This is a genomic window from Fictibacillus sp. b24 (assembly GCF_030348825.1).
In the GTDB taxonomy this organism is placed as follows: Bacteria; Bacillota; Bacilli; order Bacillales; family Fictibacillaceae; genus Fictibacillus.
Genome location: NZ_JAUCES010000005.1, coordinates 1,451,623 through 1,466,956 on the forward strand (window position 1 = coordinate 1,451,623; position 15,334 = coordinate 1,466,956).

Genomic DNA, 15,334 nt, shown 5'->3' on the forward strand with positions numbered 1-15,334 from the left:
TTGAACAATGAAAATGACAGCTGCAAACTCTTTACTCGGGGAGTGGTTAAGAGAATGTGTCGAGAATTTCCCAGGAATAGAAGCGAAGGCATTTTTAGAAAGAGCTGAAAAACTAGAAAGTGAAACTGAGACAAACGATTCTGCATCTCTATACAGACAATTAGTGATGGAAGCATTAAATGGTTTAACTGCAGAAGAACCTGATTGGACGTTTGTAGCGGCACAGATTTATTTGAAGCAGCTATATGAAGAAGTAAGACGTAACAGAGGAGAATTAGAGAATCCCCCCTATTCAAATCTGTGTGGATTAATTCAAAAATTAGTGGGCTTGAATATCTACGATTATACGATCCTAACCTCTTATAATGAGCAAGAAATTGAAGAAGCTGAAAAAATGATAGATCCAGCTAAAGATAAGCTTTTTACATACATAGGGTTGAAAACGCTGGCTGACCGATATTTGGCAAAAGGGTTTGATAATGAGATTTATGAACTGCCTCAAGAACGGTGGATGCTGATTGCCTTGTATTTAATGAGAGACGAGGATAAAACGAATAGGCTTCAACAAGTGAAAGAAGCTTATTGGGCACTTTCTAATTTATATATGACGGTCGCAACCCCGACCCTAGCTAATGCAGGTAAAAGTTTTGGCCAGCTTAGCTCATGCTTTATTGATACGATCGACGACAGTCTTAGAGGGATTTTTGATTCGAATACCGATGCAGCAACCGTCTCTAAAGGCGGTGGAGGACTAGGAATCTATCTTGGTAAGATTCGTGCGAGAGGCTCAGATATTAAAGGATTTAAAGGCAATTCATCAGGTGTTATCCCATGGATGAAGCAGTTAAACAATACTGCAGTTTCTGTTGATCAACTAGGACAAAGGCAAGGAGCGATTGCCGTTTACCTAGATATATGGCATAAAGATATTTTAGAATTTTTAGATGCAAAGTTAAATAATGGTGATGAGCGAATGAGAACACATGACCTGTTTACAGGAGTATGTCTTCCGGATCTATTCATGGAACAAGTTGAGAAACGGGGAGAGTGGCATCTGTTTGATCCCCATGAAATAAGAAAGGTAAAGGGATACTCATTGGAGGATTTCTTTGACGAAACAAAGGGCTTGGGAAGCTTCAGAGAAAAATATACGGAGTGTCTTGAAGACGATAGACTTTCTAAAAAATGTGTACCGGCAATTGAAATCATGAAACGTATCATGAAATCTCAGCTAGAGACGGGAACTCCTTTTATGTTTTATCGCGATACGGTAAACCGTTTAAATCCCAATCCTCATCTAGGAATGATCTATGCTTCTAACCTGTGTACAGAGATTATGCAAAACATGTCCGCAACCGTCGTTTCTTCTGAAGAGACTGAAGATGGAGAAATTATTATCAGAAAAACACCAGGAGATTTTGTGGTATGTAACTTATCGTCGCTTTCTCTCGCTAAGGTAATTCAAGATAATGTGTTAAAAAGAGTAATTGATATTCAGATCAGAATGCTCGATAATGTGATCGATCTTAACCGTATTGATGTTCCTCAAGCAATGCTTACTAATCAAAAATACAGAGCGATAGGGGTAGGAACATTCGGATGGCATCATCTTCTTGCAAAAGAGGGGATCAAATGGGAAAGTGATGAAGCAGTATCTTATGCAGACAAACTTTATGAAATAATCAATTACTATGTAATAAGTGCTAGTTGTGAGCTCGCAAAAGAAAAAGGAAAGTATCCCGCATTTGATGGGTCAGACTGGGCGAATGGAGACTATTTTTTAAAGCGAGGGTATTCTTCTGAAGAGTGGAAGTGCTTAAAAGAAAGAGTAAGAATGCACGGCTTAAGAAATGGATATCTTATTGCTGTTGCTCCAAATTCTTCTACGTCAATTATTGCAAATTCAACGCCTAGTGTTGATCCGATCTTTAAAAAGTTTTATTCAGAAGAAAAAAAGAATTATAAGATTCCAGTAACAGCACCCGATCTGAGTACTGAGACAACGTGGTTCTATAAATCTGCTTTTCTTATTGATCAAACTTGGAGTATCGAGCAGAATGCTGTAAGACAAAGACATGTGGATCAATCCATTTCGTTTAACCTTTATGTTAATCACAATATAAAAGCGAAAGAGCTGCTTCATCTGCACATGTTGAGCTTCCAAAAAGGGTTGAAGACTACCTATTATACGAGATCTACATCAATTGAGCTGGAAGGATGTGAAAGCTGTGAAAGTTAAAGCTGCCGAACATCTGCAGAAGAGAAAAATCTATGATGTGGAAGCGCCTAACGCTTCTACGGGTATTATCAATGGAAGAAGCTCTAATATACTGAACTGGGACGACGTCAGATACAAATGGGCATATCCGCTGTATAAAAATATGTTATCTAATTTTTGGACGCCTTTTGAGATCAATATGTCTAGCGACAGCAAACAATATGTAAATCTATCTGAAAAAGAGCAAGATACCTTTAATAAAATTATTGGATTGTTAGCTTTTTTAGATAGTGTACAAACCGATTATTCAAGCAGAGTAGCAGCCTTTTTAACAGATTCGAGTCTAGCTGCACTCATGGCGACTCTATCCTTTCAAGAAGTCATTCATAATCAGTCGTATTCATACGTATTGTCTTCTTTGGTTCCTAAGGCGAAGCAAGATGAAATATTCGAGTATTGGAAGACAGACGCTGTTCTAAGAGAACGCAACGATTTTATTGTGCAAGGCTATGAGGAGTTTCTTCATCACCCCAGCCCTGAAACATTTTTAAAGTCTATTATTTACGATGTGATTTTAGAAGGATTAAATTTTTATTCGGGATTCAGTTTTTTCTATAATCTAGCTAGAAATCAAAAGATGGTCTCTACTTCAACGATGATTAACTATATTAATAGAGATGAACAGCTGCACGTTTATTTATTCTGCCAAGTATTTAAAGCAGTCTTAGCTGAATATCCGCACTTGAAAGACGAAGAACTTGAGGTGTTTGCTAAGAGTACTTTCAAAAAAGCTGCTGAGCTGGAAATTAAGTGGAGCAATTATATTATTGGGAATTCGTTCGATGGCATCCATGCTTCTGATTTAGAAGCGTATATTAAGTTTATGGCAAATAAACGTCTAAATGAGCTCGGGTTTGAAAAGATATATCCACAGCATAATAAAAACCCTCTTTCTTGGATTAAAGCATACTCTGATGTGAATGCTGGAAAAAGTGATTTTTTTGAGCAGAAATCGAGACAATACACTAAGGTATCTGATGAAAATGGGTTTGATGAACTATAAAAAGCCGGGAAATTCATTCCGGCTTTTTTCCATTTGATTGTTTATAATAACAATAAACCTTATTTGAGTTCTTCCTTCACTTCAAACTGCTGACTCACTTTTTCACACTCTTCATAGTATTTTTCATGTGTCCGTTTAATAACATGATCAAACACTTCGTCAACCTCGTTGCTTAAAATCTTTATTCCTTCTCCTGTAATACCACCCTTTACACACACTTTCTGTATGAGTGTAGGCAATGTGTAAATATCTTTTTCTAGTAATTTTCCCATGCCGATGATCATGTCGCTAGCAAGCTGAGTTGCTTGAGCTTTTGTTATGTCTGTTTGATTAACCGCAGAGTTAATGAAACATTGCAGGACGTAGCCTATAAATGCAGGACCGCAGCTAGCGATATCCGAGGAGATCCGAGTTATATTCTCATCAATAACAAGCGGCGTAGAAATATAGGCCATCAATGAAAGGAGTTTCTCCCTATAATCAGAGTGACAATTTTTTCCGAAAGATAGGAGAGATGATCCGGATAATGCTCGGTTATTGATGCTCGGGATGGCTCTGGCAACATTGCATTCTACTACATCTTCAAGCTGTTCACAGGAAATAGGACTTGTGATCGACACGACTAACTGATGTTTAGAAATATTGTTTTTGTTGGTAGACAGCAGCGAATAAAATTCATGTGGTTTTACACAGATAAATACAATTTCAGCAAAACGAAAAACTTCTTCAGGTGTTTTTCCGATTCTCATTTTAGGATAGGCGTTCTGCAGCCTCTCCGCTTTCGACAGGGTGCGGTTAGTAACCATCAGCCTAGATGGTGAAACGGCTGAAGATTCGATAAAAGAAGAAGCAAGAACGCTTCCCATATTTCCGGTTCCGATAATTCCAACCTTCATACCTGAACCTCCTTCCTCTACCTTAAAATCTATGCACACGATGTTTTGAATATGATTTTTGCGTAGTTCAAGCTTATCTAAGTAGGTGAAATAATGGAGAAAATTAAAGAACATCTGAATGGAATCATTGGCATAGGTATCGTCTTTCTACTCGTAATAAGTTTATCTTTATTCAATTATTTCAAAAGCGAGGAAAATATTCCGATAACATCTCAAATACCTGCACATAATGAACCCGAAATAAAGATTTCTGACACGCCTAAGCAAGAGGAAATAGATGAGAATAAAGAAGTACAAGATATTATGGTCGATGTTCAAGGAAGTGTTAAGAATCCTGGTGTATATAAAATGAGAGATGGAGACCGCGTGATGCATGCTATTCAAAAGGCGGGCGGTTTCCAAGAGCAAGCAGAGCTTCGTTCCGTTAATCAGGCTATGAAAATATCTGATGAGATGATTGTTTATGTTGCTTCAAAAGGAGAGGAATATGAAGTTCAGAGGGAAGAAGGAAGCAATGGGTCTCAAACTAGCGGTTTAATAAACATTAATTCTGCTGATGAAGCCTTGCTGCAGACGTTAAACGGCGTAGGTCCTGCCAAAGCACAAAGTATCATCACATATCGAGAAGAACATGGACCATTTACTTCAATAGAACAATTAATGGAAGTTAGGGGTATTGGAGAAAAGACGATCGAACAATGGAAAGATAAAATCAGTTTTCAGTAATGGTTTTTATTGACCCTATAAATAACGGGGTCTACACTAGTGTTATACAAAATAGAGGAGGCGGTTGGTGTTGCAGCGAATTTCCTGGAATGAATATTATATGGCACAAAGTCAGTTGCTTGCTCTGCGGAGTACCTGTACGAGGCTAGCGGTGGGCGCAACAATTGTTAGAGATAAACGGATTATCGCGGGTGGATATAACGGTTCTATCTCAGGTGGAGTGCACTGTATTGACGAAGGTTGTTACGTTATTGATGGCCACTGTGTAAGGACGATACATGCTGAAATGAACGCTCTTTTGCAATGCGCAAAGTTCGGAGTGCCGACTGAAGGTGCTGAGATGTATGTAACCCATTTTCCTTGTTTGCATTGCTGCAGATCTATTATCCAAAGCGGTATAAAAAAGATCTATTATGGTGAAGATTACAAAAACCATCCGTACAGCATTGAACAGTTTAAAGAAGCGGGTGTGATTGTAGAAAAAGTTGAAATGAAAACCCCTCCTGCAGCCTTTATCACGAACGAAGCATGAATCCTCGATACGCCGTCTTAAGTGCACTTGTTGCGCTATGTGGAATTTGGCTTTCGAAATATCAAACGGTAACCGGAATTGCAGGTACTGCTTTTCTGGTTATCGTAATAGTTATTCAGATTAAAAGAAAATCCCTTCTTATCCTCTGTTTCCTCCCACTCTTTTTTATTTATTCTCAATATGATTTGAAGCACAGCAAATCTAAAATACCTCATGATCAAATGATATTTACTGGTCAAATCAGCACCATCCCCAAAATTGACGGAAAGATGCTCCGTTTTTATTATGAAACAAACAACGAAACTATAGTTGTTCAACACAAAATGAAATCTTCAATTGAAAAAGTACAACTGAGCAATCTAGAAATTAATATGACATGCATGCTAAAAGGAAACCTGAAAGAACCTGAACAAAAAAGTCATTTTTACGGAATGAATTATCCCGAGTACTTAAAAAATAAGGATATTTATTGGATCCTTGAGACTAGGGATTTTAATCTTGATTATTGTCAGATGAAGAATAAGCTAGATTTTCAAGATAAGATAAAATTATTGAGAAGCAGGGCGATTCAACAAATCGAAAGTCAATTTTCAAAAAACACGGCCGGTCTAATGAATGCACTTCTTTTTGGCTATAGGGATGGCATAGAATCAGGAACTCTTCAAGCCTATCAGAGGCTGGGCTTGACACATCTTTTAGCTGTATCAGGATTTAATGTTGGTATCGTTTCATTTATTTTATATTTCTTCTTTGTACGAGTGGGTATTGTGAAAGAATTCGCCTACTTAATCATCATTTTTTTCTTGCCGGTTTACATTGTATTAACCGGAGGAGAGAGTTCTATCCTTCGAGCTGGTTTGATGGGGATAATTGTGATGCTGGTCATGATGTTCAGAAAAAAGGTTAGCCCAGCGACTCTTCTGTCAGGTGTTTGCATAGGAATGCTGGTATATCATCCCTCTTATAGCTTTGAACTAGGGTTTCAGCTTTCCTTTTTAATGACCTTCGTCTTAATTACCTCAATCTCATTATTCCAAGGCAGATCCTACATCAGTTTGCTGATCATGACATCTTTTATGTGTTCTTTATTTTCTTTTCCTATCATTCTCTATCATTTTTACGAGTTTTCAATATGGTCTATACCTTTTAACATGATCTACATACCATTTGTATCTTTAGTGCTGTTCCCTATTTCTTTTGTTGCGCTTGTTCTTGCTTTTAGTGTACCTGGGGTAATTTCACACGTTTCATTTTTCATTGAATTTGTCTTCGAATTTTCAGTAACCCTCCTTACTTATGCTCAATCATTAAAAGGAAGTATCGTTCTTGGTCGTCCAGCTACGTGGTTATTTGTATTTTATTTTATATCTATATTTTATTTTTTTTATAAATGGGAGGTAAATAAGCGATTTCAATTACAATTAGCCATACCCTTTTTGCTTATAATTTTGATACACACCTTTATCCCTTATTTCAATTCAAAGGCGACTGTAACCTTTTTAAACGTTGGTCAAGGAGACAGTATTTTAATAGAATTACCTTATAGAAAAGCTGTCTATTTAATTGATACAGGCGGAACAATTTCTTTTGATAAAGAGGACTGGGAAAAACGAGAAGAAGAGTATGATGTTACGAAAGAAGTTGTACTTCCTTTCTTAAAAGCTAAGGGAATAAGGGAAATAGACGGGATGATCATTAGCCATGGAGATATGGATCATGCTGGCGGGGCAACATTTTTACTAGAAAATTTCAAAGTTAACACTGTTTATTTGCCGGTTAATCAAAGTGATAATGAGCTAGAAGAAACGATTCAGATAGCTGCTCAAGCGAAAGATATCGAACTAATCAGGTTAAGTAAAGGTATGCAATGGGGAACCGATCAGACTTTCTTTTACGTATTGCATCCGGGTTCCAGTCCTTACTCCTCTAACAACGGCTCTATTGTTTTATGGGTTAATCTTTTTAATCAGCGTTTCCTTTTTACAGGTGATCTTGAAAAAGAAGGAGAAGCTGAAATCATGTACAATTTTAATGATCTGCATGCAGACGTTCTCAAAATCGGCCACCATGGAAGTGCGACTTCGTCTACTGATGACTTTCTAAAAAAACTATCACCGCAATATGCGATTATCTCGGCGGGGAAAAATAATATCTATGGCCATCCTGCTCATGAGGTTGTAGAACGGTTGAAACACGAAAGAATCGAGATCTACCGAACGGACCAACATGGTGATATATCATTTGAAGTAGGAAAAGAGAGTTTGGAAATAAGAACATCACAATAAAAAAGGACCGAATGCAATTCGCGATTCGGTCCTTTTTTATGTATTATGCAATTGCTTTTAGAATGACTCCGATGGCGAAAATAACTGTGAAGAATCCAAATGATACGACAAAGCCCATGCCGGAATCTATAAGGTCGTTACGCTTGCTCTGTACATCTTTCTCAAAATGGTTCATGTGACAACCCTCCTAATCCATTTTTAGTATACGTTATCATTTTTGAAAAATCCATACTGAAAATGCTTTCTTTTATTCCTTTTATCAAAAACTTACCAGAGATGAGATTCGTTGTCACCAATAATATAAAAATGCATAGGATATCCTAATTAAAGCTAACCGTAAACGATAGGCTCGTTTAGGTGTTAGTGTTTATCATAAATGAAGGAACAGGCATATTGCTCTGTTCCTTCTTTTGCTTGCAAATGCCGTTAGTTCACCATAGGATTATAAGGAGAGGTGAAAAAGGTGCTAACAGTTGAATCATTAAAAAAGAGAATTAAAAATAAAGAGATGTCTCCGATCTATCTCATTTGGGGAACAGAGCTTTATTTAGCAGAAGATGCTATCCAAACCATAACAAGCCTCTTGTCTCCTGACGAGAAGGACTTTAACTTGAGCGTACATAACCTGGATGAGATCTCCGTTCAGGAAGTGATTGAAGATGCAGAGACGATGCCTTTTTTAGGAGACCGTCGAGTTGTAGTCATGAAAAATGCTGCATTTTTAACTGCTGCCAAAGAAAAGACAAAAATAGAACACGACTATAAAGTATTTGAACATTACATACAAAACCCTGCTGATTATACAATTTTAATTATTGCAGTACCCTATGAAAAGCTGGATGAACGCAAAAAGATCGTCAAACAGCTAAAAACACAAGCAGAAGTCATTCAAGTTTCCCAGCTTAGCAATGATACTGCAGAAAAATGGCTACAAAAAGAGACGGTGAATTTAGGGGTTTCAATCGATGGTGAAGCCATTCAGCTTCTTCTTTCAAGACTGGGTACACATATGGCAGTATTGGCAAAAGAGATGGAGAAAATGGCTCTCTTTGTAGGTGAGAATGGGGTTATTACAAAGGAAACAGTGGATTCATTAGTTGCTAGAACACTTGAAGATGATGTGTTTGGGCTTGTGGATCACGTTGTTCATAAAAAGACAGAACAAGCGCTAAGAAGTTTTTATGATCTTATGAAACAGAATCAGGAGCCCATACAGATTCACGCATTAATTACGAGGCAATTTCGAATGATTAACGGAGTAAAAGAGCTGCAAAAGAAAGGATATGGCGAGAAACAGATTGCTTCTTCCCTAAAATTGCATCCTTACGCAGTAAAGTTGGCTTCAAAGCATGCTAATCGATTTCATGAAGAATTTCTAAGGAACTGTCTGAATGAATTTGCGGAAACGGATTATAAATTAAAAACAGGTCAGATGGATAAGACGCTTTTACTGGAAATGGAGATTGTAAAACTTTCACAAGGTTCATAAGACGCTAGAAGCTACAATTCCACGTAAGGCTCTAAATCTGAATAAAGAGCCACATTCTTTTGCACAATGATCATATGTAAGGCACGGATGGTGCCTAAAATTAGCTACGGGCATGGACCTTGAGCAACTTTTAAAAGCCGTAAAATTAATTTATGGGCCCTTAAAAAGTGTTATAGTCCTTCAAATTATTTTATAGGCCCTCAAAAAACTTTATAGGCCCTCCACAAATTTTATAGTCCCTCAAAACTTTTTATAGGCTTTTCGACAATCGACAAACAAAACAACGCCTCACAAATTCGCCCTTGCCCGAAATGCTAATTAAAGACTGCCATTATACTAAACGTAAATGCCAGCCTTTTCTATGTAGGGAGACCCCTTTTCATCAGATGAAAAGGGGTCTTTTGTACTTTCTGCCTAAAGTCAGACAAAAACCAGCTCATATCAGGTTAGAGCTGGCTCAAAAATTAAATGATTTTTAGGCAAAATAAAAAAACGACCTATTGGTGTAAGGCCGTTTTTCGGGTTTCATCCTTCAATTTATGCGTTAACACCGTTTAAAGCCTTAGCAAGACGAGACTTTTGGCGAGAAGCTGCATTTTTGTGGATAAGTCCTTTGTTTGCTGCTTTGTCAATCTTCTTAGAAGCAGTAACAAAAGCTGCTTGAGCACCTTCTGCATTGTTTGAAGCTGCTAGCACTTCAAAGTTTTTGATAGCAGTACGCATGCCAGACTTAAGTGAAGCGTTGTGAGCACGACGCTTTTCGTTCGTTTTTACACGTTTAATCGCTGATTTAATATTAGCCAATCCATTCACCTCCCTAAATGAACCATGAGCAACAAAATTACTTTCCGTTGCAAAAAATAGGACACAAAGTATTCTATCAAAATCGCCCTTTAAATGCAATACAAGAATGAAAAGGAAGAGTTGCGGCAAAAATACATGATAAAGGATGGTGGTAGATTATGGGTAAAGATTTAGATCTACAAGCCTATTCAGTTCGAACTGATTTGGCGATTGAAGCTCACGATATGCTGGTAAAAGAAGATGCGGCCGTTAATAAGAGTACTCTTGAGGGCGTCATTATACATGAAAAAGACAGAGATGGTATCAAGTGTGTACGAGTTGAAATCGATGAAAAGGGTGCAGAAACAACAGGTAAAAAAGCGGGGGTATATATAACTTTTGAAGTTCAAGGAATTCGTGAAAAAGATTCAAAGCTCCAAGAAAGAGTTCAAGAAGTTTTTGCACACGATTTTAATCAGTTTTTAAATGAACAAGGTGTAAAAAAAGATGATACTTGCTTAGTCGTGGGTCTAGGCAACTGGAATGTAACACCAGACTCACTAGGTCCTCTTGTTGTTGAAAACTTAACAATCACGAAGCACCTTTTTGAATTAGCTCCTGAAAACGTTGAAGAAGGATTCAGACCCGTATGTGCGATCTCTCCGGGAGTAATGGGTATTACAGGAATTGAAACAAGCGATATTATTGATGGCATCGTAAAAAGGGTGAACCCTGATTTTGTAATCGCAATCGATGCTTTAGCATCACGATCAATTGAGAGGGTAAACGCTACGATTCAAGTTTCTAATACTGGGATTCATCCGGGTTCAGGCGTTGGCAACAAACGTAAAGAACTGAGCAAAGAAACACTAGGTATTCCGGTTATATCTATAGGTATCCCAACCGTTGTTGATGCAGCAACCATTACAAGTGATACGATTGATTTTATCTTAAAACACTTCGGGCGGGAGATGAACGAGAAAGACAAACCTTCCAAATCTCTTTTGCCTGCTGGTATGACGTTTGGAGAAAAGAAAGTATTAACCGATGATGACATGCCTGAAGAAGGTCACCGTAAATCGTTTTTAGGTATTGTCGGCGTGTTAGAGGACGACGAAAAGCTTCGGTTGATTCGTGAAGTTTTAGCACCACTTGGACATAATTTAATGGTTACGCCAAAGGAAGTGGATGTGTTTATAGAAGATATGGCGAACGTTCTTGCCAATGGATTAAACACCGCTCTTCACGGTGGAATCGATCAAGGGAACACATCATCCTATACACATTAAGTTTTATAGTCATGTTTGGACAAGCTTGTGCATAAATTTAAATTGTATATCCCCACGTGGAGGAAAAATCATGGCAAAATTTATGTTAAAGTGTTTCGGACTGGTAATTATACTTTTATTTGGGGTCTTATTTGGTATTCAAAAAGCGCATTTTGAAATGGATGAATTAAAGACGCCATCTCTAAAGAGTATTAAATCTTTATCATCAACATCACAAAATCAATCTAAAACAACAGAAGCTGAGACCGTAACGAGTCATGATATTAAAACAAAACAAGAAACGTTAAATAAAATTGATTCTTTTAATGTGTTTTCTGCACTGGGTCAAAATCTTACATCATGGATTTCTTCAGCTTTTAGTGTCATGATCTCTGTTTTCGGTATCATCATACAGGAGATGTTAGCAGTCTTTTCGCCATAAGAACCATGAAGGATTCTCTCCTTTAGGGGTTCCTTTTTTTTGCAGTTTTTGCAAACTTTGTTGCTTTTGAAAGTGATTGATTTCCGTTCCAGGCTGCTCCCTTTCCGCGGGGCAGGCGGTGAGCCACATTTGTACGTTTCACTCTTAAGTGTCTCACCTGCCCGTTTTAAGAAATATCCTTGCTCCTGCGTCTACAAGCAAATGCTACCGAGGTGAGCTTCCTCGTCGCATGCCTTGCTTAGAAGCTTTTCAGGTAGTAGGCACGCACCTTGCACTCCAATCAACAATCATAGAAGACTACATTTGAAAGCAACAATCTTTTAGAAAAGAGCGTTTTGTTTGATGCCCAGAGAGACTTATTCGTTCTATTTCCTTACGAGTTTTTAAATATATTTTGGTATCCGAAGAGGTGCTTATTGTAATTTTATTAGGTTGTCATTGAAACAGGTACCTTGTATTGCTATAATCAAAGCTAGTGACTTTTCCTAAAATTGTAGGAGTGAACGTATAATGAATAGAGAAGAAAAATTAAAAAGACAAGCTAAGATACGAAACTTTTCCATCATTGCTCATATTGACCATGGGAAATCTACATTAGCTGACAGAATTTTGGAAGAAACAAGTGCTCTAACACAGCGTGAGATGAAAGAACAGTTGTTAGACTCAATGGATCTAGAACGTGAACGTGGAATTACGATTAAATTAAATGCCGTTCAGCTTCAATATAAAGCAAAAGATGGTGAGATTTATACGTTCCACTTGATTGATACCCCGGGACACGTAGACTTTACATACGAGGTTTCTAGAAGCTTAGCAGCTTGTGAGGGAGCTTTGCTTATTGTAGATGCCGCTCAGGGTATTGAAGCGCAAACGTTAGCAAACGTATACTTGGCTCTTGAGAATGATCTTGAGATCTTGCCAGTTATCAACAAGATCGATCTTCCGAGTGCTGAGCCAGAAAGAGTACGCCAAGAGATTGAAGATGTTATCGGACTGGATGCTTCAGAAGCAGTACTTGCTTCAGCGAAAGCAGGTATTGGTATTCAAGATATTCTAGAACAGATTGTAGCAAAAGTACCAGCTCCTCCAGGTGATCCTGAGGGACCTCTTAAAGCGCTTATCTTTGACTCCCTTTATGATCCATATAGAGGCGTAGTAACGTATATTCGTGTGGCTGAAGGTACAGTTAAGGTCGGCGATAAAATTAGAATGATGGCAACTGGAAAAGAGTTTGAGGTGCTTGAACTCGGAGTATTCACTCCTAAAGCGGTTCAAAAAGACTTTTTAACAGTTGGTGATGTTGGTTTCTTAACAGCTTCTATCAAAAACGTTGGGGATACTCAAGTCGGGGATACGATAACAAGTGCAGTTAAAGGCGCATCTGAACCTCTACCTGGTTATAGAAAGATGAACCCAATGGTATATTGCGGACTATATCCAGTAGACACTGCAAAATATAACGACCTGCGTGAAGCGTTAGAACGACTTGTGTTAAATGATTCTGCTCTTCAATATGAGCCTGAGACTTCTCAAGCCCTTGGATTTGGATTCCGGTGTGGATTCTTAGGACTTCTTCATATGGAGATCATTCAAGAACGTATTGAACGTGAATTTAATATTGACCTTATCGCAACAGCACCAAGCGTTATTTATAACGTTACGATGACGGACGGTGAAAAAATAATCGTCGATAACCCTGCTAATATGCCTGAAGCACAGAAGATTTCTGTCGTTGAAGAACCATATGTTAAAGCTTCAATCATGACACCTAACGATTATGTTGGGACAATTATGGAGATCTGCCAAAAGAAACGCGGCATCTTCATGACGATGGATTATTTAGAAAACAATCGCGTAAACGTTCTTTACGAGATTCCGCTTTCTGAGATCGTTTATGATTTCTTTGATCAGTTAAAATCTAGTACAAAAGGGTACGCATCTCTTGATTATGAGTTGATTGGTTATAAACCATCAAAGCTGGTTAAGATGGAAATATTGCTGAACAATGAAAAGATTGATGCCTTGTCTGTTATTGTTCATAAAGACTTCGCGTATGAGCGCGGTAAAGTAGTAGTTGAAAAGCTAAAAGAATTGATTCCGCGTCAACAGTTTGAAGTGCCAATACAAGCTGCAATTGGTCAGAAGATTGTCGCTCGTTCAAACATTAAGGCATTAAGAAAGAACGTTTTAGCTAAGTGTTACGGCGGGGATATCTCGCGTAAACGTAAGCTATTAGATAAACAAAAAGAAGGTAAAAAGCGTATGAAGACAATCGGTCGAGTAGATGTACCTCAAGAAGCGTTTATGGCCGTTCTTCGTATGGATGATACAAACAACAACAAATAAAAGCTGTTTTAAGACCGCGAAGGCAATTTTAGCGGTCTTTCCTAATTTATGAGAATAAAAGGCGGTGAACATCGTGCTTAAAGCGGCATACCTTCATATCCCATTCTGTGTTCAAATTTGTAACTATTGTGATTTTAATAAGATTTTTATTCATCAGCAGCCAGTAGATGAATATTTAGCGTCTATGAAAAAAGAGATGCTGAATACGACGTCCAGGTTTAAGAACTATGAAATGGAGACGATTTTCGTAGGAGGGGGAACGCCTACTTCTCTAAGTGAAGATCAATTGAACACCTTCTTAAATGATGTAAACGAAGTGTTTGGAAACAAATACTTAAAAGAATTCACAGTTGAGGCAAATCCAGAACAAACAACAAAAGAAAAAATCGCAGTTTTAAAAGATAATGGGGTTAACAGGCTGAGTATCGGCGTGCAGGCGTTTCAATCCTCTTTGTTAAAAAAATTAGGTCGGACACATAACAGAGAAGATGTGTATTCAACTGTTGCTGAAGCTAAAGCTGCAGGAATTCACAATATGTCGATTGATTTGATGTTTGGTTTGCCAGGACAAACGATGGATATGTTCAAGAAGTCAGTAGACGAGGCACTGGCACTTGATGTTCCGCACATATCGTCTTATTCATTGCAGATTGAAAAGAAAACTGTATTTTATAATCTAGCCCAAAAAGGTAAGCTCGTCTTGCCAGAGCAAGAGCTTGAAGCCGCAATGTATGAATATTTAATTGAGACTCTTGATAAAAAAGGATTCAAGCAATATGAGATCAGCAATTTTGCAATTCCTGGGTTTGAGAGCAAACATAATCTCCAATACTGGAATAATAACGAATATTTTGGGATTGGTGCAGGAGCCCATAGTTATGTTGAGGGGACGAGAAGAAGAAATGCGGGTCCATTAAAACAATATATGAACTTAATCGAGGAACAAGGTTTTCCTTATATCGAAGAACATCAAGTACCTATAGCTGAAAAGATGGAAGAAGAAATGTTCATGGGTCTTCGTAAAGAAGAAGGTGTTTCTGATAAGACGTTTATGAATCGTTATGGCAGATCCATGTTTGATATTTATAAAGAACCCATTCAAAGACTCATTCAAAAAGGTTGGCTGGAACAGAGGGAAGACACTCTTCTTTTAACAAAGGATGGAAGACCTTTAGGCAACGAAGTCTTTCAAGAATTTATTGGTGTAGTTTTAGATTGACAACGAAGAGTACCTTTTGGTAACTTATATTATAGATTTAGCACTCGCTCTTTAAGAGTGCTAACAA

General features: G+C 37.9%; 14 protein-coding genes. 10 read left to right on the forward strand and 4 right to left on the reverse strand.

Features of this window, described 5'->3' with window-relative positions; all coding sequences use genetic code 11:
- The first annotated feature begins 7 nt into the window (after positions 1-7).
- Positions 8-2,239, forward strand: a complete 2,232-nt coding sequence (locus QUF49_RS07390; protein ID WP_289495058.1) for a ribonucleoside-diphosphate reductase subunit alpha — start codon at positions 8-10, stop codon at positions 2,237-2,239.
- On the forward strand, positions 2,229-3,281 hold the full coding sequence (locus QUF49_RS07395; protein ID WP_289495059.1) for a ribonucleotide-diphosphate reductase subunit beta: 1,053 nt from the start codon (positions 2,229-2,231) through the stop codon (positions 3,279-3,281). Before QUF49_RS07390 ends, QUF49_RS07395 begins: the two co-directional genes overlap by 11 nt.
- Positions 3,282-3,340: 59 nt before the next feature.
- On the opposite strand, the gene comER is transcribed toward QUF49_RS07395, so the two are convergent.
- Positions 3,341-4,177 carry a late competence protein ComER gene (gene comER, locus QUF49_RS07400; RefSeq protein WP_289495060.1) on the reverse strand — a complete coding sequence of 279 codons (837 nt, stop codon included), beginning with the start codon at positions 4,175-4,177 and terminating at the stop codon, positions 3,341-3,343.
- 93 nt (positions 4,178-4,270) lie between these two features.
- On the opposite strand from comER, the gene QUF49_RS07405 reads away from it, so the two are divergent.
- The 3 genes from QUF49_RS07405 (at position 4,271) to QUF49_RS07415 (ending at position 7,720) form a co-directional block, all read left to right on the forward strand.
- Positions 4,271-4,903 carry a helix-hairpin-helix domain-containing protein gene (locus QUF49_RS07405; RefSeq protein WP_289495061.1) on the forward strand — a complete coding sequence of 211 codons (633 nt, stop codon included), beginning with the start codon at positions 4,271-4,273 and terminating at the stop codon, positions 4,901-4,903.
- Positions 4,904-4,973: 70 nt separating this feature from the next.
- A complete protein-coding gene (locus QUF49_RS07410; protein ID WP_289495062.1) occupies positions 4,974-5,435 on the forward strand; it encodes a ComE operon protein 2 in 462 nt (153 codons plus the stop codon).
- Positions 5,432-7,720, forward strand: a complete 2,289-nt coding sequence (locus QUF49_RS07415; RefSeq protein WP_289495063.1) for a DNA internalization-related competence protein ComEC/Rec2 — start codon at positions 5,432-5,434, stop codon at positions 7,718-7,720. The genes QUF49_RS07410 and QUF49_RS07415 overlap by 4 nt, the downstream gene beginning before the upstream one ends.
- A gap of 43 nt (positions 7,721-7,763) precedes the next feature.
- On the opposite strand, the gene QUF49_RS07420 is transcribed toward QUF49_RS07415, so the two are convergent.
- Complete coding sequence (locus tag QUF49_RS07420) at positions 7,764-7,895, reverse strand: YqzM family protein (protein ID WP_082820577.1); 132 nt, start codon at positions 7,893-7,895, stop codon at positions 7,764-7,766.
- A 288-nt stretch (positions 7,896-8,183) separates the two neighbouring features.
- Here QUF49_RS07420 and holA point away from each other — a divergent pair, with 288 nt between their 5' ends.
- Positions 8,184-9,209: a DNA polymerase III subunit delta gene (holA, locus tag QUF49_RS07425; protein ID WP_289495064.1), complete on the forward strand. Its 1,026-nt coding sequence runs from the start codon at positions 8,184-8,186 to the stop codon at positions 9,207-9,209.
- A 537-nt stretch (positions 9,210-9,746) separates the two neighbouring features.
- Here holA and rpsT read toward each other — a convergent pair.
- A complete protein-coding gene (rpsT, locus tag QUF49_RS07430) occupies positions 9,747-10,013 on the reverse strand; it encodes a 30S ribosomal protein S20 (RefSeq protein WP_066237684.1) in 267 nt (88 codons plus the stop codon).
- Between the two features lie 158 nt (positions 10,014-10,171).
- Here rpsT and gpr point away from each other — a divergent pair, with 158 nt between their 5' ends.
- Positions 10,172-11,281, forward strand: a complete 1,110-nt coding sequence (gene gpr / locus QUF49_RS07435) for a GPR endopeptidase (RefSeq protein ID WP_289495065.1) — start codon at positions 10,172-10,174, stop codon at positions 11,279-11,281.
- A gap of 70 nt (positions 11,282-11,351) precedes the next feature.
- A complete protein-coding gene (locus QUF49_RS07440) occupies positions 11,352-11,702 on the forward strand; it encodes a DUF3679 domain-containing protein (protein ID WP_289495066.1) in 351 nt (116 codons plus the stop codon).
- A gap of 22 nt (positions 11,703-11,724) precedes the next feature.
- Here QUF49_RS07440 and QUF49_RS07445 read toward each other — a convergent pair whose 3' ends face one another.
- The gene (locus tag QUF49_RS07445) at positions 11,725-11,859 is read right to left on the reverse strand and encodes a hypothetical protein (protein ID WP_289495067.1); all 135 of its coding nucleotides are present in this window, start codon (positions 11,857-11,859) and stop codon (positions 11,725-11,727) included.
- A 353-nt stretch (positions 11,860-12,212) separates the two neighbouring features.
- On the opposite strand from QUF49_RS07445, the gene lepA reads away from it, so the two are divergent.
- Both lepA and hemW read left to right on the forward strand, forming a co-directional pair.
- Positions 12,213-14,048 (forward strand): translation elongation factor 4, encoded by a 1,836-nt coding sequence (lepA, locus tag QUF49_RS07450; RefSeq protein WP_394602900.1) that lies wholly within the window; start codon positions 12,213-12,215, stop codon positions 14,046-14,048.
- A gap of 73 nt (positions 14,049-14,121) precedes the next feature.
- Positions 14,122-15,267 (forward strand): radical SAM family heme chaperone HemW, encoded by a 1,146-nt coding sequence (hemW, locus tag QUF49_RS07455; RefSeq protein ID WP_289495068.1) that lies wholly within the window; start codon positions 14,122-14,124, stop codon positions 15,265-15,267.
- Positions 15,268-15,334: the final 67 nt, after the last annotated feature.